This window comes from Methanosarcina barkeri str. Wiesmoor, assembly GCF_000969985.1.
GTDB lineage: Archaea > Halobacteriota > Methanosarcinia > Methanosarcinales > Methanosarcinaceae > Methanosarcina > Methanosarcina barkeri_B.
Genome location: NZ_CP009526.1, coordinates 1,399,212 through 1,419,974 on the forward strand (window position 1 = coordinate 1,399,212; position 20,763 = coordinate 1,419,974).

The 20,763-nt window shown below is 40.5% G+C and carries 17 protein-coding genes, 2 tRNA genes and 1 pseudogene; 6 read left to right on the top strand and 14 right to left on the bottom strand.

All coding sequences use genetic code 11. The features are described 5' to 3' along the window. Nucleotides 1-90 precede the first annotated feature (90 nt). From MSBRW_RS06020 to mtbC, 3 genes and pseudogenes are all read right to left on the bottom strand, one after another. Nucleotides 91-1,617 (bottom strand): APC family permease, encoded by a 1,527-nt coding sequence (locus MSBRW_RS06020; protein WP_011308512.1) that lies wholly within the window; start codon nucleotides 1,615-1,617, stop codon nucleotides 91-93. 27 nt (nucleotides 1,618-1,644) lie between these two features. After that, nucleotides 1,645-3,048, bottom strand: a pseudogene (gene mtbB, locus MSBRW_RS06025) ([dimethylamine--corrinoid protein] Co-methyltransferase). Between the two features lie 82 nt (nucleotides 3,049-3,130). Continuing rightward, the gene (gene mtbC, locus MSBRW_RS06030) at nucleotides 3,131-3,775 is read right to left on the bottom strand and encodes a dimethylamine corrinoid protein MtbC (RefSeq protein WP_011308511.1); all 645 of its coding nucleotides are present in this window, start codon (nucleotides 3,773-3,775) and stop codon (nucleotides 3,131-3,133) included. A gap of 578 nt (nucleotides 3,776-4,353) precedes the next feature. On the opposite strand from mtbC, the gene MSBRW_RS06035 reads away from it, so the two are divergent. Continuing rightward, entirely contained in the window at nucleotides 4,354-5,094 is a 741-nt protein-coding gene (locus MSBRW_RS06035; RefSeq protein WP_011308510.1) for a class I SAM-dependent methyltransferase, read from the top strand. 233 nt (nucleotides 5,095-5,327) lie between these two features. On the opposite strand, the gene MSBRW_RS06040 is transcribed toward MSBRW_RS06035, so the two are convergent. Continuing rightward, a complete protein-coding gene (locus tag MSBRW_RS06040; RefSeq protein WP_048103069.1) occupies nucleotides 5,328-6,416 on the bottom strand; it encodes a radical SAM protein in 1,089 nt (362 codons plus the stop codon). 366 nt (nucleotides 6,417-6,782) lie between these two features. Between MSBRW_RS06040 and MSBRW_RS06045 the strand changes: the two genes are divergently transcribed. Continuing rightward, nucleotides 6,783-7,100: a DMT family transporter gene (locus MSBRW_RS06045; RefSeq protein ID WP_011308508.1), complete on the top strand. Its 318-nt coding sequence runs from the start codon at nucleotides 6,783-6,785 to the stop codon at nucleotides 7,098-7,100. A 256-nt stretch (nucleotides 7,101-7,356) separates the two neighbouring features. Next, nucleotides 7,357-8,175, top strand: a complete 819-nt coding sequence (locus tag MSBRW_RS06050) for an SDH family Clp fold serine proteinase (RefSeq protein WP_011308507.1) — start codon at nucleotides 7,357-7,359, stop codon at nucleotides 8,173-8,175. Nucleotides 8,176-8,389: 214 nt separating this feature from the next. Here the strand turns inward: MSBRW_RS06050 and MSBRW_RS06055 are convergent. The 9 genes from MSBRW_RS06055 to MSBRW_RS06095 form a co-directional block, all read right to left on the bottom strand. Further along, nucleotides 8,390-8,467, bottom strand: a tRNA-Glu gene (locus MSBRW_RS06055). A 377-nt stretch (nucleotides 8,468-8,844) separates the two neighbouring features. Further along, a complete protein-coding gene (locus tag MSBRW_RS06060; protein WP_011308506.1) occupies nucleotides 8,845-9,066 on the bottom strand; it encodes a hypothetical protein in 222 nt (73 codons plus the stop codon). Between the two features lie 351 nt (nucleotides 9,067-9,417). Further along, a tRNA-Glu gene (locus MSBRW_RS06065) sits at nucleotides 9,418-9,495 on the bottom strand. 200 nt (nucleotides 9,496-9,695) lie between these two features. Next, nucleotides 9,696-10,115 carry a helix-turn-helix transcriptional regulator gene (locus MSBRW_RS06070; protein ID WP_011308505.1) on the bottom strand — a complete coding sequence of 140 codons (420 nt, stop codon included), beginning with the start codon at nucleotides 10,113-10,115 and terminating at the stop codon, nucleotides 9,696-9,698. A 32-nt stretch (nucleotides 10,116-10,147) separates the two neighbouring features. Beyond that, nucleotides 10,148-10,372 (bottom strand): LSM domain-containing protein, encoded by a 225-nt coding sequence (locus MSBRW_RS06075; protein WP_011308504.1) that lies wholly within the window; start codon nucleotides 10,370-10,372, stop codon nucleotides 10,148-10,150. A gap of 575 nt (nucleotides 10,373-10,947) precedes the next feature. Then, nucleotides 10,948-11,346: a DUF3467 domain-containing protein gene (locus MSBRW_RS06080; RefSeq protein ID WP_011308503.1), complete on the bottom strand. Its 399-nt coding sequence runs from the start codon at nucleotides 11,344-11,346 to the stop codon at nucleotides 10,948-10,950. A gap of 170 nt (nucleotides 11,347-11,516) precedes the next feature. Beyond that, complete coding sequence (locus MSBRW_RS06085; RefSeq protein ID WP_048103068.1) at nucleotides 11,517-13,997, bottom strand: DUF5814 domain-containing protein; 2,481 nt, start codon at nucleotides 13,995-13,997, stop codon at nucleotides 11,517-11,519. 666 nt (nucleotides 13,998-14,663) lie between these two features. Further along, nucleotides 14,664-15,440: an S-methyl-5'-thioadenosine phosphorylase gene (gene mtnP / locus MSBRW_RS06090; protein ID WP_011308501.1), complete on the bottom strand. Its 777-nt coding sequence runs from the start codon at nucleotides 15,438-15,440 to the stop codon at nucleotides 14,664-14,666. Nucleotides 15,441-15,533: 93 nt separating this feature from the next. Continuing rightward, nucleotides 15,534-16,670, bottom strand: a complete 1,137-nt coding sequence (locus tag MSBRW_RS06095; protein ID WP_011308500.1) for a DUF373 family protein — start codon at nucleotides 16,668-16,670, stop codon at nucleotides 15,534-15,536. 598 nt (nucleotides 16,671-17,268) lie between these two features. Between MSBRW_RS06095 and MSBRW_RS06100 the strand changes: the two genes are divergently transcribed. After that, nucleotides 17,269-17,610 carry a hypothetical protein gene (locus MSBRW_RS06100; protein WP_011308499.1) on the top strand — a complete coding sequence of 114 codons (342 nt, stop codon included), beginning with the start codon at nucleotides 17,269-17,271 and terminating at the stop codon, nucleotides 17,608-17,610. Between the two features lie 248 nt (nucleotides 17,611-17,858). Beyond that, the gene (locus tag MSBRW_RS06105) at nucleotides 17,859-18,260 is read left to right on the top strand and encodes an RDD family protein (RefSeq protein WP_011308498.1); all 402 of its coding nucleotides are present in this window, start codon (nucleotides 17,859-17,861) and stop codon (nucleotides 18,258-18,260) included. A gap of 175 nt (nucleotides 18,261-18,435) precedes the next feature. Here the strand turns inward: MSBRW_RS06105 and MSBRW_RS06110 are convergent, their stop codons facing one another. Continuing rightward, a complete protein-coding gene (locus MSBRW_RS06110) occupies nucleotides 18,436-19,488 on the bottom strand; it encodes a metal-dependent hydrolase (protein ID WP_011308497.1) in 1,053 nt (350 codons plus the stop codon). Nucleotides 19,489-20,001: 513 nt separating this feature from the next. On the opposite strand from MSBRW_RS06110, the gene MSBRW_RS06115 reads away from it, so the two are divergent. Beyond that, complete coding sequence (locus MSBRW_RS06115) at nucleotides 20,002-20,613, top strand: superoxide dismutase (protein ID WP_011308496.1); 612 nt, start codon at nucleotides 20,002-20,004, stop codon at nucleotides 20,611-20,613. Nucleotides 20,614-20,763 lie beyond the last annotated feature (150 nt).

The window sequence follows — 20,763 nt, forward strand, 5'->3', positions numbered from 1 at the left end:
AAAGTCTTAAGGGAGTAGTTCAGGTTCCTTTTATTCTGAGGTTTCTGTTTGTATTTCGCCACTTCGATTCTTATTTCATACTTAAGTTTCTTACACTGAAATTTCACCAAGAATGGCATCTTTTTCCGCAGCTTTTCCTTCTTTTGCTTCTCTCTGGGAATAAAACCAGAGCGGGATGTAGAGACAAAGCACGAAAAAACCTACCCCTGTAGTAGCCCAGCCTAATTCAAGGCTATTGAGGTAAATTATCCCTATCAGAAAGAAGGGAACATTCAAAATTGCCGTTGCCATTGCTACGTTTTTCCAGCCGCGTGGGGCTTTAAAGGGTCTTTCTAACTTTGAGAACTCAGGGTCATTCCTTACCTTGAAATACGTATAGAGACTGATTCCGTTAGCACATATATACCCTATTGCAGAAGCTGCAAGAATTGCAGTAGGATTTCCCAAAAGGATTAAACACATATTGAACATGGCATCTGCAGCCATTGCATTCATCGGGTGTCCGTGGGCGTTCAGTTTGCTTAGAAATGCAGGAAGATTGCCTTGAATTGACATTGAATAAATTGACCTTGCTGAGGAGAGAAACGCAGTCTGGATAATCAGTAGCATGGCTCCGATAAGCATTATTATCGAGATGGAAGCCCCAAGAGCGCCTAGAGAAAGATTTGCAAGAGGAAGCATAGGAGACACAGGCTGGGCAATTACTTGATCAACTCCAAGAGTACCTATTACAGATGTCTGAACCAGTATATAAAGCACGAGACAAATTCCTCCGCAGACTAGTAGTGCTTTTGGAGTATCAGTATTAGGGTTCTTGTATTCTGGCCCGTAAATTGCTGCTGTTTCCCAGGCACAGGCACTCCATTCTGCCATTGCGAAAAGCCCGAAAATGATGAGTACATGCTGCAGGTCCCAGGTCCAGTCAACAGGGAACCATGAGCCTGTGATATTAGCAGTATGAAAGTCTCCTGTGAGAAACGGAGCAAGTGTAATAACCATAAGAGGAATCAAAGAGACTATCGCTAAGATGTACCCTGCTCTTGCTCCATTCTTGAGTCCTTTTGAATTTATAACTGCAAGAGATCCAAAAATAAATCCACCTACCAATAAGGAAAGAAAAGTCTTGGGAATTACATCAAGAGCTGGTATCAAGCCCTGAAGGTAATCCCCTATCAGGATAGCATAAATTGCAAGCACAGGACTCCAGCCGAACCAGTAACTCCAGGCGCTGAAACCACCTATGAATTTACCAAACTTAAATTTTCCTTGATTAATTTTATTTGAATTTGAGCCAAAAACGGTTTGGGTATAACCTGGCAAACCTGAAGCCTTAGGAAAAACCGTTGCAAGCTCTCCGAATGCGAGGTTCTGGATAAAGCCGAGTAAAATAGTCAGGCCCCATAATATTATTGAAAAAGCCCAGACATAGCCTGTAAAGTAACCTATTGACGGTAGGATTAACAAAGGAACGCCAAGAGCTATTGCAAGCCCTTGCTTCCAGTCAATACTTCTTTCAAGCTCCTTTGGCTCGCAGTGTGCCCTGCTGCAATCTCCTGCTGGCTTCAGGTCAGTTTGAGGGTGGGTCTGAGGATGGGAAGGATAATTGTCACTGCTCATAAAATCGCCTTTTTCAAACTCCTTTTTTCAGGCAATCTGCTTTCTGAAGAGATTGCAGGAATTAATTTTAATATCGAGCAACTTTTCGATGTTCATCTTTGCAGCAATACCTTTTGCCGCGCCTGGTACTGACGTTATAATACCAATATCGAGTTCTTCACGCAGCTCGCGCATAACGTGCTCGTCTACGAGGTCCATCTTGTCGACGCCAAGTTTCTTTGCGACGTACTCTTTTGCCTCGCCTATGCGCATATTTTTCGAGAACTCCATTCTTGCAACAAGGTCACCTGCAGCTCTAATTCCAGTCATACCTGAAGCCATTATATGGGAAATCGGCATACCCATCGGGTCGCCGACTCCGATCTATATGCCGTCGACACCTGCAATTTCGACCATTGCCTTGCTGGCCCTTGTAACTGCATCAATAGGAGGAGTTTCAAGCATCGGAATTCCGCCGACCCCCATACCCATATTTACGTGACAGGGAATTGGAGAAGCTTCTACTGCAGCCTTGATGAAAGTAACTGCACGAGCAAGGTTCCAGGCTGAGGTCTTACTGGTATTTGTGTTGCATACTGGCCCGAAAACATTTGCTCCGGCTTTTGCAATAAGCGGAGCCTGTTCATGCGGCCATGAACCTGCGAGCCGCACTCCATCATATTCCAATTCTCCATGCATACCGAGTACCATCTCGCCAGCCATTCCGGCTTCAATATACATATCAGGGAACTCTTTTCTAAGAGCCTGGATTGCATAAAGTGTGCCGTACATATCTCCGTCGCCTGCTGCGCCGGTTGTATCAAAGTTAACTCCATCGGCCCCTGAAGCAAAAAGTTTCTGCATAACCCAGACCGTGTCTCTGGTAAGGTGTTCTGCAGCGTGTTCCATAGATTCTTTTGCTTTATCAATCTTGAATAGCTTCATAAGGTCCCCAGGATTCTCAAAAGGCCCGTCAGGAGTATAATAAAGTCCCATATTGGGCATTGCTCCGTAAAACAGTGGAATGATCATGTTCTGCTGGCAAACTTCCATTGCCTGACACTCGTTTGATACGACAGGTTTTACCGGCTTGAAACTGTAATCAATGTGCCCGAGTTCCATCGTGTCGGCACCAAAAGCACGCTCGTGCATCATGCAGCCCACTAAACGGCTTGAAGGAATGCCAACTCCACTGTTCCCCTGATCACCATCAAGCCTGATAGTGCCGATATCGTGTGTTACAGGAATTTCCATACCCTGTTCGACACTAACGGTCTTGCCAGGCATCATAAGGATCTCTGCAAGCTTGTCCATTTCATTGTCATTCAGAGCAGGAATATCACCAAGGTCGGCAGCATTTGCAGTTCCGGCCTCGATCTCCGCCATTATTTTTTCTTTGGTAAGGAAGACACGTTTCCCGTCTCCCATTCTCAAAGCGTATTCAGTTGCCATTTTTTCGCCTCCATCCTTCTGATAGATTCAGTTTAGATAGTTAGTTCAGATAGAATTCAAGTTCAGCAGCTAAAACTCAAGTTCAGAACAGCAATTCCTTTGCTTTTGCCACAGCTTCGCTTGCGTTTTCGGCGTAGCAGTCTGCACCGATTTTGTCAGCCCAGGACTGGGTTGCAGGGGCTCCACCTACCATAACCTTTACTTTGCTCCTGAGACCTTCTTCCTTGAGGAGTTCAATTACATCCCTCTGCCCCTGAAGGGTAGTTGTCATAAGGGCTGAAATTCCGATCATATCAGCATTGACTTCCTTTGCCTTTTCGATGAAGTTCCTTGTAGGCACATCCCTGCCAAGATCATGTACTTCAAAGCCAGAAGATTGGAGCATAGTAGAGACTATTGACTTGCCAATATCGTGGACGTCGCCTTCGACGGTTCCGTTTACGATAACTCCCAGTTTCTTTTCCTGTGTGCCTGCTGGTAAATCTTCTTCAAGCAGCTTTACCCCGGCAGTCATTGCATCGGCTGCCATCATCACATGGGGCAGGAAAAGTTTCCCTCTCTCAAAAAGGGTTCCTACCTGGTTCATGCCTGCTGAAAGCCCTTTTTCTATGATCTCTTCAGGAGGGAGCTTTAACTTCGCTTTTCCTACAGTTTCGATTACTTTTTCCTTTTTACAGGAGATTACCGCATCAGTAATCTCAAGGAGTAAGCCTTCTGTATCTGCCATTTTTTTCTGTCCCTTTTTTATCTTAAAGTAACTGACGTTTTTCTTCTCCTTTTCTAGGAAAACGGTAAGTTATTTCCTATTTCTTATATATATAATTTTCTAAAAGTATATAATAAGATATTAAAAATATAAAGGAAACATTAAAAGAAATGATGATATCTATATTAAAATTTTTAAGAGCATTCTTATCCTTTAAAAGAAAATAATAAACTTTGAAATATCTTTGATACTAAAGGAGTTACATAAATTTGTACTGTTTGTAGATCCCCAGCTTAGAATTCTTCAGTGACATTATCTTTCCAGAGATCAAGTATATATTTTATTATCTAAAATATGAGTATTAATGGGGGAGTGAAGAAAATAGTGTACTGTCCTTAATATAAGGGGACCTGGAGATTCTTTCTGGAAGAAAACAGAATACGCTATTTTTCTATATTAATAAATTAACTGGAAGTCTCTGGTTACTTCATTACGAATTAGTATAATTAATAAATAATATATTTATTAAATTATAAATAAAAATTATATTAACTAAAAAAATTATACTAGGTAACGAATTATAGTAGGGGGAAGGAAGTATGGAAGTAGAAAGTAGAAATAAGATGGAAAAAACGCATACGAAGCCAAAGAATGTCTGGGAAGGCTTTTTTAAGGATAAGACACACGGAGGCCATAGATATTCATCTGAGGAGTTTCTTGCTATGGAAGCAAGGGAAAAACTATTTCACCTTGAAGGAGGCAAAACACTGCTTGACTTCGGGTGTGGCTCTGCAGAACTCCTGACTTACTATGCTCCTGAATATGAACAGCTTTTAGGAGTAGATTTTTCCCCGTCCATGCTTGGAGAAGCAAGTAAGAGGATCAGTGAAAGAAAATGTAATAATATTGACCTTATACTTGCTGACCATGAAACACTCTGGGAAAACCTGGACTCAAATTTTGATCGAATAACTGCAGCTGGAGTAGTCCAATACTTAACGTTTCAAGAAATTGATGACTTTATTGCTAAGTCATCAGAATATCTCAGTACAGGCGGTAAAATAGTATTTTTTGACATACTGGATCCACGCCTATACCCATTGTGGAAACTAGGAGTATTTGCGCCGAATGCAGGGCTTTTAAAAGCTTTATACAGGGTAGGTTGCGATTTTCAGACTTCAGTTCTGGCAACTTTAAAAAACCGTCCGAGAAACATTTATGGTTTTACCCATAATCCTTATAAAATCCAGAAAATTGCAAACAAAAACGGCTTTGAGATGCGCTATGTACAATCAATGTACTACGAATATAAGTATCATGCAATAATGTTTCGAACTTAAGCGGAAATGAGCTAAGAATTAAATCTCGTGCAATAATGGGCCGACTTTATCTAACCTTATCTAACTATGTCTAACTTTATCTAACTGTATCTAAGTATGCCTAAGTATGCCTATCCATGTATAATTATATCTATCTATATATAATATTGTGTTGTAATCAGGTCAGCATTATCTTATTATCAGACAAGTAAATATCTCTAATATGTTGTGATCAGACCAGTATTATTTTATCATCAGACCAGTAAATCTTCAATCCCTTCCTCTTTTACAATCTCGATCGCTTTAGTCTCTTCTTCCGGAGTCAGGCGGCGTCCAATCTCTGGATATTCCATAGCCCGGTAGCACGGTCTGTACTGGAACATGAGGTTAAATCTTATTTGCGGAATATGTTTTGCAACCCATTCGGCAATAGGTCTTGTGCAACATTCCAGGTGGCCCGGAAGGACCAGGTGTCGAAGGAGGACTTCTGCGGTTGCGTAAGCAAATTCAAAATTGGGCTGCACGATTTCCAGGTAATTTTTTATTTTTGAATATTTCCGGGCGCATGCATTGTTTCCGTACTTAAAATCTCCCAGGTAAACATCCACAACCCCTTCAAGGATCTCTGCAACTTCTGGAGAATGATACATATTTGAGTTCCAGATCACAGGAGTGTTTACAGAGATTTCCCGGACTATCTTCAGGACGGTATGCGCATGCGGAGTCGGGGTAACGAAATTCACGTTTCTGGCCCCGTGCATTCTCCGAAGGTCGATAAGCTTTGCAAGTTTCCTGGGTTCGATCCGAGTCCCAGATTCAGGATTAGTTGAGATATCCCAATTCTGGCAGTAAACGCAGGCAAAAGCACAACCTGTAAGAAAAATCGTATGAGAAGGCACAAGCTCAGGCTCCTCTCCCATGTGCAGGAACTCAGAAGCGTAATTGGAAGTGTCGGCTAGTCTGCAGAAGCCTTTTTCACCGGCTTTCCTGTCAACTTCACAGCGCCACCCGCAGCACTGGCAGTTCGAAAGCATTCTGTCCGTAATCTCGACCTTAAGGTCAAGAAGAGAGGGGCTGGCTTTTGGAAGTTCCAGGAAGTTTTTGGTAAAAAATGCCAGCCTGTCATTTTCATCTTTATAGCCAAGGGCTTCAGCGGCTTCTAGTTCAAGGTCTTCTTTGATTTTTCGGTACTCTTCAAGCTCATTACTATGAATTTTCCTGAGCTCTTCAAGCTTCATGCCTGGATCAAACTGGACTGGAATTCTTTCGGTTATCTTAAAAAAGGCAGGCATTTCATCTCTCTGCACCTTGAAGTAGTGTTTCAGGTACTTCGGGGCTGCCATACTGGAATATTATTCCACATGGATTAAAGTCTTATTGTCCGTTTCTTCAGAGTTTCAATTCTAATATCCGGTTCTGATTTTTAGTTCTGATTTTTCAGTTCCGATTTTTCAGTTCCGATTTTTCAGTTCCGATTTTTCAGTTCCGATTTTTCAGTCCAGACTTATAATTTTTGATTTTTAACTTCTGTTTTTGCTGGTTTCTTAAATCTGATTTTACCATTCATTATTGTATTTTTTAGAAGGGGATAAGCTTTTCCAGGCTCTCTTCGCAAGCAAGGTTATAAGAAGACAAAGGCTGTTTACACTTCTTGACTGCTATCTCTCACGGTAACTCTTAAAATTTACATAAGCAGGTTGGAAACGAAAATGGAATGGGTCTTCCTTTTTATCGCAGGTCTTTTTGAAGCAGCCTGGGCAATCGGGCTGAAATATACAGAAGGTTTCACGAAGCTTTATCCAAGCGTCCTTACCATCGTGTGCATGTTCCTTAGCTTTTATTTTCTTTCCCAGTCCCTAAAGACTCTGCCAATAGGAACCAGCTATGCAGTTTGGACCGGAATCGGGATTATCGGCACTACGATTCTTGGTTTCCTGCTCTTTAATGAACCCATGGACTTTGCAAGGGGTTTCTGTATTATTCTTATATTCTCAGGGATTCTCGGGCTCAGGATAATTTCTCTATAAACTCTTGCAGAATTTCTGTTCTTTTTCAGGGACTTTCCTTTACTCCCTGGATGAGGCTTTTTTCTGCAGTAGGGAGCCAAAAATTAAAAACCTGCAAGACAATTTATCATAGGATTAAGTCCGAGGGTTGTTTCAGTTCCTTTTATTTTACCTTTTGACCTAGTGGTCAAAATTAGCTTTAAAGGTGCCCGCGGGAAGCTTTTGGGGGAATATTCTGGTTACGCTTGACAGCACGACAATTAGTCTCTGGGATTTAATGTCCCTTTTATTTGTACTTCTGTTTCTCTATGCAGTAATCTACCCGCAGTCGCAGCTAAAACAAATCCGGTTGCGGCGCATGGCAAAACTAAAAGCTATGGAAAAAAGCCACGGCTGCAAGGTGCTCACTATGATTCACAGGCGGGAGGCAATCTCTCTTTTCGGGATACCAGCTTATCAGTACATAGATGAGGAAGACGCCGAGCAGATCCTGCGCTGGATAAGAAAATACAAAGACTACCCTCTTGAGCTGATTCTGCACACGCCAGGCGGACAGCTTCATTCTAGCATCCAGATTGCACGTGCCCTACGGCGGCACTCGAAAAACACTAAAGTTATTATCCCGCACTACTCGATGTCAGGAGGCACAATTATCGCCCTTGCAGCAAATGAAATCGTGATGGACAGAGATGCAGTTATCGGGCCAATTGATCCCCAGATAGGAGATTTTATTCGTGGGATGTACCCTGCTCCCTCCTGGATATATGCTGCAGAAACAAAAAAAGAAAAAGCCGATGATACCACCCTTGTTATGAGTGATGTCTCAAGAAAAGCCCTCAAATTCACCAGAAATGTTGCAAAAGAGCTTCTTGAAGGCAAAATCCAGCCAGGGCCGGCTGGGGAAAGTAGGCTAGATGAAGTGGTTGAAAAACTGGTCAGCGGAGAAATGATTCACAGCACACCCTTATCAGCCGGCGAGGCAAAAAAAATAGGGCTTTCCATAAGTACGGATTTTCCGCAGGATGTGCATGAGTTTATGAAACTTTTCAAGCCTGTAAAAAGGAGTGTGGAATCTGTGGAATCAAGTTCTTCATAAACGGAAGAAAATAAGAGCGAGGAAGACCAAACATCAGGACTTTTTTCAGAAGAAATGTTTTCATTCTTTTTAGAATATAGAAAAATCATAAATCACTATAGCAAAATGATTATAGAAAAATCATAAATCACTATATCAAAACCGTTATAGAAAATTCATGAATCACTGCAGAAAAATCGCTATAGAAAAGAAATTCGGTGTAAGAAATTAAATTTGGTGCTCCGGCCGGGATTCGAACCCGAGTCTTCGGCTCGAAAGGCCGGAATGATTGGCCGGACTACACTACCGGAGCACATTGCATCTCACAGCGAGACCTTCAATATACTTAAATAATATATAAAACTGTCCCTTGATGGGGAAAGTTTTTGTAAACATTTTTAGTAGTTTGTCGATAGTACTAACATAAAAAGATGATTTTATTCTAGAATGGTTAATAGGTTAAGATTTTTTACCTGATGAATTCGAATAAATAAAGACTTTAGTTTTAAAATAGAATGAGCCTATCCCAAAACTTTTTTGTTCTAAGTCATCAGAAGTTTTTAGGATCATTTTCCGTGATCAGATGTTTGATTGGTTGTTCCAAATACGACATTCAAAAATAAAGTTATGAGTTATGGGATAGACTCAATGTCAAACTTAATAACTAAAATAAGTAATTGGTAAGGACGTTTATTTTACAGGATAGAAGTGAACCTGGATTAGCTTGTTGCCTTTATTATCATACTGCCAGAAATAATGTGGGTCCTCGTAGTATTCTGAGTTATAAGCTTTCAGTGCATTCAGGTAGTCAAATACCCAGGCATCATTTCCACCTAACTGTGTGTTAATGAGATCAATAGCATCAGGTTCCTCAGCTACGTTCACGTAGAAAAGACCTGTAGCATTATCCATGCAGGCTTTCTGGTAATGTTCACTTTCCCGATATCAAAGTAATATGTGTCGTTACACTTGACCCAGCCATTTACATCTGTACATCCGCCTGGATAAAAAATAAACATGAACTCAGAATAAACCAAAAGTCATCATAGAACTACTTATGAAATCAGATACATTAAAAAACAGAGAAAGTAACCAACATCATGAAACAAAAACTGTAAAAGCCGGCTACTAAGAAACAGAAAACTAAAAATTCATAAATACACTACTAAGAAACAGAAAAACTAAAAATTCATAAATACACTACTAAGAAGCAGAAAACTAATAATTCATAAATACAATTCTTTTAGTTTCAATAGGAAAGTATGGTGCTCCGGCCGGGATTCGAACCCGAGTCTTCGGCTCGAAAGGCCGGAATGATTGGCCGGACTACACTACCGGAGCTTCTATTGTATCTTATTTTTCCCCTTATTGAAGGGGGTTCCTCAATAGGGGGTTTTTCTATATATAGTTAGCGGCTGCAGATGCCTTTTAAAATGTTATTAACTGTTGAATTCGGAAATTATACAAGCCTTTTTAAAAAAGGCTTGACTGAAAACTGTCTTTGAGAATGCTATTGGCTGTTGAGCTCGAAAATTTTCTTTTCACATTTCTTCTTCAACTTCTTCCTCATTTTTGGCATCGGCTTTTATTTCACCGGTCTCTTCCGATCTTTCCGTCTCTTCCGATCTTTCCTCTTCTTGTATGAGGTTGCCAATCCATTCGCTGAGTCTTCCGCAGTATTCGGGTTGACAGTCGCCAGTGCAGCCTGTACAGGCCGAAAACAACTCTCCTGCAAGCAGGAGGTCATATTTTTCCTTAACCTCTTCTTTTGCTTTCAGTAGGTATGTTCTTGCTCCGTTTGAGACTCCAACCTCTCGTACAATAAGGTCTTTATCCAGAAGCTTTTTTATGATTCTGGAACATTTTCTGCTGTCAATATTCAGCTCTTTCCAGATGACGTTCTGGAAAACGCCTTCTTTATGTCTTTTTATTATATTATAGGCTTCTTCTTCAAGATCCATGATTCCACACTAATAGAGTTCCTTATGAAGTTTTATTCTTCGATAGGAGTGATCAGTATAATGTTATTGCCACGAAGTACTACTGAGCCAAGGGAACGAACTTTTTCTCCTTTTACGATCTCCATGGTGTCCACGAGATGAAGGTTCATATAGTCGTCCACGCTCTTAAGAGTGCCTTCAAGCAGATTAAGATCGCCTTTCATTTCTACCTGGATTCTTGATCCAACAATTTTCTGAACTTTTTTATTTGGGAACAAATTTAAACCCTCGCTGATTTATTCTGAATTCTCCCCTTACTCGCTTCTGTTTTTACGTCCCAAGCCAGTGAGGAACAAGTCGCATCAGAACCGCATCCATACCTGCGGTTTACTTGCTGCCTGTATCAACCGCTTCATGTTAGCGACTGAGAAATTTCTTCATATCGTCACTCCACCGGCTTTTAAGAAAACTGAAAACTACATACCCTTTACAGAGATATATAACCATCGATCTCCAGGAGCTCTGAAATGACCCCTGGATCAAATAGCTCCTCCTATAAGGTGCATTTCAAATTTTCCGGTTTACCAGCAACTGTTGTGTCGCAACCGTTGCGCCGTTTGATCACGCCAACCATATTATTCTGGTTTTTCGGTCAAGCCTTTTTTGAAAAGGCTTGTGATCACGCCGATAGGGTTAGGGGATAGTTTCCTCAAACTCAAACACAACCGTTGCGCCGTTTGATCACGCCGACCACGTTCTTGCTGTTGTTTTCGGTCAAGCCTTTTTTGAAAAGGCTTGTGATCACGCTGATAAGGTTTGGGGATAAGGTTCACTCAAATTCAAACATAATGGGTTAGATGTAACCCTGGAGATCAGTACTTTCGTCAACAAGCTTTGCAGACTCCTTTTTTGGTCTCGGGATTGCTCTTGCAATGGGCCCGAAAACGGATTCGTATTCATTTATATGCTGGGTCAGCCAGCGGGAAAGCTCAAGTGCAGCTACCGGAGAAAGTATCACTTCGGTTTCTACACGTCTCTGGATAACCCTTGATTCCGAGGCATCTCCTAACAATTTTGGAGTGTCATTATAAAAACCAATCCTGAAATCATAGGGGCTGTGCCCACCTGCAGCTCCTATAGCATATATCTGCCTGAAATTCTCAGGCTTCACAAACTCGATTTTAATGCCTTTCTTAGTCTTTTTAGAAGCTGCTCTTTCGATATTTTCCCTGGATTCAACATCCTCGGTCATGAAATTACCTCTATTTTTACTCTCAGAGTATCTGATCAGATTTTGATCTCATTATACTGACCGGCTCTTAAAAAACCGGTTAATCCTCTCATATAAACAAAGCATTCCCACGTAAGCAGGAACATTTTAACTCATTATACAATGTTATCTGCAAAAACGTTTTTGATCTTTTAACCCTGAACTTTCTTTTTAAGCTTTTTTGCTTCTTCTGCAACTCCCTTTTTAGAGTGTACTTTTGCTATAAGTTCCACGGCGTCAAGGTTTCTGACTGCGTTGTCCAGGTACCCGAAAACGTCACCCTGATAGGCCGAGATCCCGTACTTGTTTTCAAGTTTCTTTATTATCTGTGCAGGCTCAAGAGCTTCTGTACGCAGCTTAATTATTTTTTCCGAAAACTTCTGTTCTGCGCAGCCGCAGTAAGGTGAATCTTTGCATTTACAGGTTAAAAAGTCCGAAGCAAAGTTTAACAGGAGTTCCTGGATTTTTGCATCAAGCTGGGAAAGAGACTCCCCGTCAAAGATTATATCAAGTGTAGCTCCCTGAAAAATCCTTGAAGGCATATTCACATGCAGGGAGCTTCCGATCTGGTTAGTATATTTGAAATACGCTGCATCAAAAAACTCCAGGTTGGTTGCGATCTTCAGGGGTTCATTCTCTCCAAGCACTGCATCCCGAATCAGAAAAGCTTTCGATACAGGAAGGAAATGAGCTGCAATAATTTTTCCAAAACGCGTAAGCGTTATTCGGTTTCCTTTTCTTTCCACAAAACGGTAGCTTTGAAGGCGCAGAATCAATTTATTCAGGTCGTAGCCTCCAAACATCTGGTTGTGGATCATTCTAAGGTCCTGCACCGAGGAGGTGACTGCAACCGATGCAAGCACTTCCTCAAGCTGTTCGGCTTCTCCATATTTTACGCCTGCTGAGAGCATTTCTCCCTGGAGTAGTTTAATTGCAACCTCTTCTTCGGTATCGGACTGGGAACCTGAATATGATTTTCCAGGCACAGGCATCAGCACAACAACTCCCCTATCATGGTAGTCAGGCCTCCCTGCCCTTCCGCTCATCTGCAGAAAATCCTGGACTGAAATCCAGTCTATTCCCATTGCCAGGGATTCAAAGATCACCTGGGAAGCCGGAAAATCCACCCCAGCCGCAAGGGCAGCCGTGGTCACAATTACCGGAAGTTCTCCTTTTGCAAAGCGAGTTTCAACTTTCTTCCTTTCATACTGGGAAAGCCCGGCATGATAGGGTGCTGCCCGAATCGAAAGGGCTCCTGCAAGTTTATGACAGTTTCGACGGGAGTTTGTAAAGACAATTGTCTGGCCCCTGTGCTTTTTTGAAGATAACATTGAATATTCTTCTTTCGCAAGCTGGGAAATCAATTTTGCCTTTTCGTTTTCCTGACAGAAAAGAAGATGCCTGTCAATAGGAACCGGTCTGTGCTCGTAACGGACAAGCCGGGCTCCGAGTTTCTTTGCATAGCCTTCGGGATTTGCAACGGTTGCAGATAGATAGATGAATTGAGCTTCGGGTGCCACGTACCTTAGTCTCCCAATAAGCCCGTCCAACCTGTGGCCCCTCTCCTGGTCTTCGAGAGTATGTACTTCGTCCACTACCACAGTTCCGATTTTGCCCAGAAAATCGGCATTTCCCGACCGAAGCATATGGTCTATGCCTTCGTAAGTCCCTACAATGATATCCGCACCCGGGCTAGTCTGCATCTTCACGCGCTGAGACGTTTTTATGAGAATTGCCCCGATCTTTATGGATGTGGTGAACCCAAGTTTTGAATAGCGTTCTTTGAACTGATCATACTTCTGGTTTGCAAGTGCAACCAGAGGAACGAGGTAGAGCATTTTTCCTTTTTTATTAAAGAGGTTCTGGATCCCTGCCATCTCCCCTATAAGGGTCTTTCCGGTTGCTGTTGCTGAGACTACAAACTGGTTTTTTCCTTCTAGGAGCCCGGATTCTATTGATAATGCTTGCACAGGCAGCAGGGTCTCGGATTTCTCGAGCAGCATTTTCTTGAATTTCTTTTGAAGAGGCAGGCTTTTTACTCTAACTGTAGTACTGGATGGATTTGTTCTTATAGTATCGTAGCGTGTGAACTCAGGGTCCAGCCTTTCAGGGCTCAGCATCCGGATAGTCCTGTCAAGGTCTCGGGTTTTTGAGAGCACCTGCTCCAGGAAATCTATGGATTTTTCCCCATACGGCGCACCAGCCGAACGGACTGCACGCAAAAGTTCCTCTTTTGCACAGTCCAGGCAGATGAGTTCGTTATTGTATTTGATGGATTTACTGTTTACAAAGTTGAAGCGCTTCTTTATCCAGCAGTGTTTACAGATTTTTACTTTGTCCGCATTAAGTTGAAATCCTTTAAGCATTTCCAGAAAAGCAGCCTCATTTGCAGGATCTCCTCCTTCTGCAAGCATTATTCGGTTTGCACTGCGCAGAAGCTCTATAAACTGCTGTGGTGGAATGAATTCTTCTTTTTTTTTGCCGGTAAAAAGCCTGATTTTAAGAGGGCGAGGCCCTTTGTAACTATCTTTTATGAGGAGTTCGGCCATATAAAGCGGCTGTTTCATCCGGTCCTTTATAGCCATAATTCTTATCTTCGATTTTTCAGCGTAACCTAGGACCCAAAGCATGATTTTTTATCCTGATATATGAGTGGTATAAGTAAGCTTCCCTTCAAAACCTGTAAATTTCCCTTTAAAATTTAAATTTTGAAGTTTGAAAAACCAACATTCTGCTGTCTTCTTAACTTCTGACAGCATAATTTGCATTTACAGGTGAAAGTCTATTCGAGTCTATTAAATTCTATTCAAGCTTGTTAAATTCCATTCACGTCTATTAAAATTTATTTAAATTCGCTAAATTTTATTTATATCTATTTAATTTTATTTGAATCTATTATATCTATTATTTCATATCTATTATTTCATTTGCAACCTCATCTTATGGGCACTATTATATAAATATTTTATCACTTATTTATTATATAAATTAAATTATTGAATGTCAAATGAATACTGATACCAACGAATACAATATTTTGTGGATTATTTTAAGAGAAATTGAATGTCGATGACATTATTGAACACGATATTTAGGAGATTATTTTTGAGATTATTTGGACAAGAAATTATTGAAAAATGATGTCAAGAAAGTATTTAATGAAAATATTTAATGGAAACATTAATCGAAAATACAGGAATAAAAATTTTATCTCCATAAAAGTGATTTTCCTGTTGTATATTCAATTACGGTTTATAGGAAGAAGCGTAAAACCCTGAGTCCTTAGTTCATGGGGTAATTCACAAGCAGGCTCCGTCCTTAGCAAATCTGCACCTGCAGTTTCGAGTTTCTGGAATCTTTTCTATCGTATCCGAAATAATCTCAAAGATTGCGTCCTGAGCTTTTCCCACAACCTCGGTAACTTCGTCTGCAGTTAATTTCTGTGTGGTCATTCCACATGCCTGATTTGTGACTATAGCAAGAGAAGCGTAACAGAGGCTGAGTTCTTTTGCAAGGCCCACTTCAGGTACACCGGTCATGCCTACAACATCTGCAAATTGGCTCATCATGCGGATTTCGGCCCTGGTCTCAAAACGCGGGCCCTCCGTACAGGCATAAATTCCTTCGGTATAGGGTAGTCCCTGTTTTTCCAGAGCGTCTCTAAGGGCTATCCTTATCTCAGGGCAGTAGGGCTCAGATACATCGACGTGTGCGGTTCTGTCATCATAGAAGGTAGAAGGCCGGTTCCGGGTAAAATCTATGAAATCGTCAAGTACTACAAAGCTGCCCACCGGATGCCCTCGCATTGACCCTACGGAATTTGTGGAAATTACACGTTTTGCTCCAATAGAATATACAGCCCAGATATTGGCCCTGTAATTAATCCTGTGAGGAGGAATATGGTTTTCTCCCGCATGCCTGGGGATTACTACAACTTTTTTCCCTCTTACAGTAGTAAGATAAACCGTAACTTCTCCATATGGTGTGTTTACTAACTGGCTTTCAAATTCCTGGTAAGAGTTAAAACCGACACCACCGAGCACTGCAATTTCAACGTTTTCAGGTATTTTTTCCATTTTGTTATCTTCCTGACGGTTTTTACTGTTACCCCCCGTTTTCGATTTTGTTAACCCCTTCGAGCTTCAAATATTCTGGCAGGTCGCCTGCGGTCAGGCGAGTTTTTTCCTTCTTTTATCTCTTCCTTTCTCTTCGTTTTCGGAGGCCTGGTTTGATACGCTGTATTTTATGCCTGCAAGAGAAATAAGAATCGCAACTGCGACCGAATACACAAAGTACTGTAGAGCAATGGATGCATCATTAGTAATGCCTTCCGAAAGGGAAGCCGTCGCTAAAATGTATGTACTTGCGCCCCAGAAGAGCAGCCCTGTTGCGATCACAAATAAAGAAATCGCGATATTTTTATAAATGGGCTTATTTTCCATCTTTAAATCGAAGATTTTACCAAGGTCGGCAAGCAGCATGGCTCCTGCATACCACCAGACTGAAGCATTGATGAATACTGAGACAAGCGTAAGGATCCCTTGATACCATACCCCATCTGCCGAGTAAAGCTTCCATACTTCCATAGTTCCGTACACAGTTGCTACAAGGAGTGTAAGCAGGGAAGCCGTATAGCTGATAAAAACCATTCTCTGTTCAAGAAAAGCGTCCCAGAGCTTTTCTTTTTCAAGAGCGACAAGATCGTCCAGTCCAAAACCCCTGTACAACATGTAAAGCCCTACAGCTGCAAGAATTCCTATAACTGCACCATCGGGATAATCTGCAAGCAAAAATATTGCATAAATGAGAAAAGCAAGCCCTAAAGGTACAAAGAAAGTCTGGGAGATTTTTGGGTCGCTAAAAACATGTTTCAGGATATAGTAAGTACTTTCCAGATTCTGGCTCTGCATTATTACGATTCTTTTTACGGAGTCAATTCTCATACGGGATTGGACAATAGGCACAAGCGTTTCGTCCTCTGCCCCATCCGAGACGAATACCGCCCGCTGCACGTCATACATATTGAGAAATGTTTCAAGCTGCTCGGAAATTTTCTGGTCTGAGATCACTCCAACATTTTTATCTCCTGCAAAAGAAACTATCTCAGCATCAGTTCCTTTTGCCCGTAATTCATCAAGAATCCTGATTCCACCGAAGATAGTGTTGGTATCAGAATCCTCCGGGTCTGCGATCCCAAGTGCGACGGCAGCCTGAACATTTGCCTCCCGTCCTACTATTGGGGTTTCGAGTTTTGCTTTTTCGCCCAGATCGTTGTCTCTGTCTATGCATATAACTAAGGTCTGCATATATCCTCTATAGCTTTCAATGGCTTACTCTATCGCAGAGAGCTGGTTTTTCATGAATACGATATCCTGATTTGGCTCTTATATCGTTCCTGCCGGAGTTTTACATAAACTCTTTTAATCAGTTAAGTTGCTTTACTTTTTACAAGCATACTATTTTAATTTATACTTTATAAGCTTGTATCGTAACGTAATTTATTTTCAAAACTTATTTTTGGCGTGAGAATTTTTCCTGTTTCTTATAAAACAATTAAACGATTCATTAAGTAAGCAATTCATTAAACGATTCATTAAGTAAGCAATTCATTAAGCGATTCATTAAGCGATTCGTTAGGTAAGCAATTCATTAAGCGATTCATTAAGCAATTCATTAAGCGATTCATTAAGCGATTTGTTAGGTAAGCAATTCATTAAGTAATTCATTAAGCGATCCATTAAGTAATTCATCAAGCAAATTCATTAAGTGATTCATTAAGCAATTCATAAATAACTTTTAAAGATACTTTTATAATTTTGAAAACTCATAAGTAGATATCTATAAAAACAGGTTCTCTTTCAGAGAGAAATCCGTTATCTTTATCCAAAATGAAAAGGGGTTTATATGGCACAACCAATGGAAAGCGAAAGTAAAGAAACCGAAGCTGGAAAAAAGAGCAGAATACAGGAGAAAGTTGGAAAGCTTGGGAGCGACATTGATATTCTTGCCAAAAAAACAGGGGGCGAAGCCTCCAAACTTGCGAAGAATATAAATACTGAAATAAAATCCATTTCGGGGGAAATAAAATCAATTGATGTAAAGGACGAGGTAAAGAGCATCACTGCAAAGGTTGAAAAACTGGTTGATACAACCGGCGATAGTGCAAAAAAGCTTGCCTCAGATATCAAGACCGATGTAAAGAAACTGGGGGATAAGATTGAAATTCCCATCTCAAAGAAAAAATAAAATCGAATAAAGGTAATGTAATAAAAGTAACAAAGTCACATATGAGAAGGTAAGAATCTTCCCTGTGAGAATAAATATCTTCTCAACATTCTTTTTTATTATCGGTTTTACTTCTCAATTACATATTCGTCGAATCTGTTTTGATTTCACGTTCCATACTTTCAACATTTTTAATTCTATACTTTATTTAAAGAGTTAACTTTATTATTCATCACCGCGTCTGTATAAATTAAATTGGAGAGTACTGAATGCAACCATACTCCGGCATTTGCAGGAGGCTTATAGCCTCAATGATCGATTTTTTTGTAATTATTTTCCTTTTCATGTTTTTAGAGCTAATTACAGAAACCCTGGATGAAACCCTTTTCTACATTCTGTTCTTTCTCACGATGTGGGCTTATTTTGTCTTTCAAGAGAGTTCAATATTGAAGTCAACTGTGGGCAAGCAAGCTGTGAACATTATTGTTACTGACCTCAACGGAAACAGGATTTCCTTTAAGCAGGCAACAATGCGCTTTATTCTAAAAATTCTCGCTGCAATTCCATTCTTTACAGGATTTCTGCCAATTTTTTTTACTTCAAAAAAGCAAACCTTCCACGATATCGTTGCAAAGACCGTGGTGTTTATTCAAGAGGACCAATCTCAATAGTTCCACCTAAATCAGTGTATAAAGAAATCAAATCTCTATACAATCAAATAAGACTTTATTATACTCATTCTAACTTTTGTAGGGGTCATATGGGACTAACAAAAAATAATTTAAGATTATACTAAAATGAGTATCATTATAAGATTTGTAATTCGGCGGAAAAATATTGAGAATATTACCCAAACCAGTTTTTCTCTAATCTCTCTTCCCTCTCCCCCTGTTCGCTCGCATAAGCCACATACCCTCCGCTCTCCGCATCAAAAATAAACCTGTAAACCGTTTTGAAATAAGCCCAGTGCTTAACATATTTATCTCTTGCATCGCTCAGCGTAACAGCCACCGAATCGTTTTTTTCCGAAACGCTGTAAACAGGATAATCGATTTCCTGAGGAACGGTTGTGCTGTAGAGTTTTCCGACTCTTTCAACATAGGTGGAGGCATCGGGAACTGCGCCGTTCACGTTGATTTTTTCAATATAATCTCTTTTTTCGATCCCTGACCAGTAGCTAACTTCCATAATCTTGTAATGGGTGGAGTTATACGAATAAGCGGAAATGAACTTCCCTACAGAAGAAGGATAGGTGTCCTGATAGCTGATTTTCGCGTCTTCCACGCTGGAAATATAATTCACAAGAAGTAGTTTTGTCACCGGAAGGACTGCAAGCCAGATTACAAGCACAATTAAAAGGGCAGGATAGAGTTTGCTCCGATTTTTCGTGACAAAGGTACAGAAGTTATTAAACTTCCCATTCCATTTTCCGTGGCCTTTCATGTATGCCACAAGTAATACGAAAACGGGAAGCAGAGGAAGAATATTCGCCAGCGGATCGAAGAAATAAATGGCTCCGAGAGTGGATGTCTCGGTACTGAACGGATAGATCGGACGCATTTTCCAGCTTGTTGCGTAGTCAAGGTAGACGTGGGAAAATATAGCTGCAAACCCGGCGGCTGTAAACAGGCGGTCTTTTGTTTTAATCCAGATAAAAAGCGTGACAAGAAGAATGAAGAGGATTGAGTGCAGAAATTCCCTGTGGCCAAGCAGGTAGAAAAGCTGGTTTCGAACCTCGTGGCTTACGCTGCCGCTGATGAGAGCAAACAGAATGTATGGAATAAAATCCAGGTCAGGAAGAATTGCCAGGAACCCGAGAGCATTTCGCTTTTTTCCTTTAAAGCCGAGAGCCAGGGCAATCAGAAGGCCGATTCCCAGATGGGAAAGTGAATTTACCATTTGCTTTCTTCCTCAACTAATTTTTATCTTTATTTAGTCTTTAACTTCGCTCCTGCCTCTACTGTACTTTTATTTTTATTGTGACTTCTGATATTATTGTTAATACATCAAAGCTTTGTTGGAGATCCTGAATACATTTCTTCAAAAATATCTATAGTTTGTATCTTTTACCTTTAAATAGTTTGATGATAATTATGTCTTACACTTTGAATTGCCAGACGCAATTCAATATGTGTTTGAAAAGATTCAAAGCAGAATGCTTTACAGAGCAGAGTGCTTTACAGAAAGAAATAATGTTCAGGAATAAAATTGTTCACGACAGAGTAATTTAAACAGCTTCCTGTAATATAAATAAGGGGAAAAGTGTTTAGCGGGGCAGGATTTGTAGTGGGATCATTTTATAGTGTGATCTTTTGACTGGAGAGTATAGATCCACATTTAAATCCATATTCCAGAACAAAATTTTGCAAAGCCAATAGCTCATAAAAAACTTAATAAAAGGAGTAGATAAATATGGCCAAAGAATTGTACAAATTACCACCTTTAAAATTTGGATATGGAGACCTGGCACCTTATATTTCTGAAGAGCAGCTCAAGTTACATCATGACAAGCACCATCAGGCTTATGTGACTAATGCAAATGCAGCTATAGAAATGATGGATAAAGCAAGGAAAGAAGGAACTGACTTTGATTATAAAGCAACTGCAAAAGCCTTTTCTTTTAATCTGGCCGGGCATGTCCTTCACGATTATTTCTGGTGGGAGATGACTCCTGCAAGCAATTCAAGCAAAGAGCCTGTCGGAGAATTGTCTGAAGTCATCAAAGAAGATTTCGGAAGCTTTGACAGGTTTAAAAAGGAATTTTCCCAGGTAGCATCAAGTGTGGAAGGATCAGGATGGGCGGTATTAACCTACTGTAAAGATACTGAAAGGCTCATGATCATGCAGATAGAAAAGCATAATGTAAATCTTGTCCCTGACTATCCGATTATTATGGATCTGGATACCTGGGAACACGCTTACTATATTGATTACCGCAATGACAGGGCAAAATTCATAGAGGCTTTCTGGAATATAGTCGATTGGGAAGAAATCGACAAATACTTCAGGAAAATGAGGAAATAATCAAAAAGCTTTTTCTCACATATTTTCCCATTGCGATTAAATTTTTCGACTACTTTTTTATTTTAAAAGTAGTCGAAATATTCAATTTAATAAGAAAATTTCGTTTAAACGATGAAATTTCATTTAGTTAGTGAAATTTCATATAGTCAT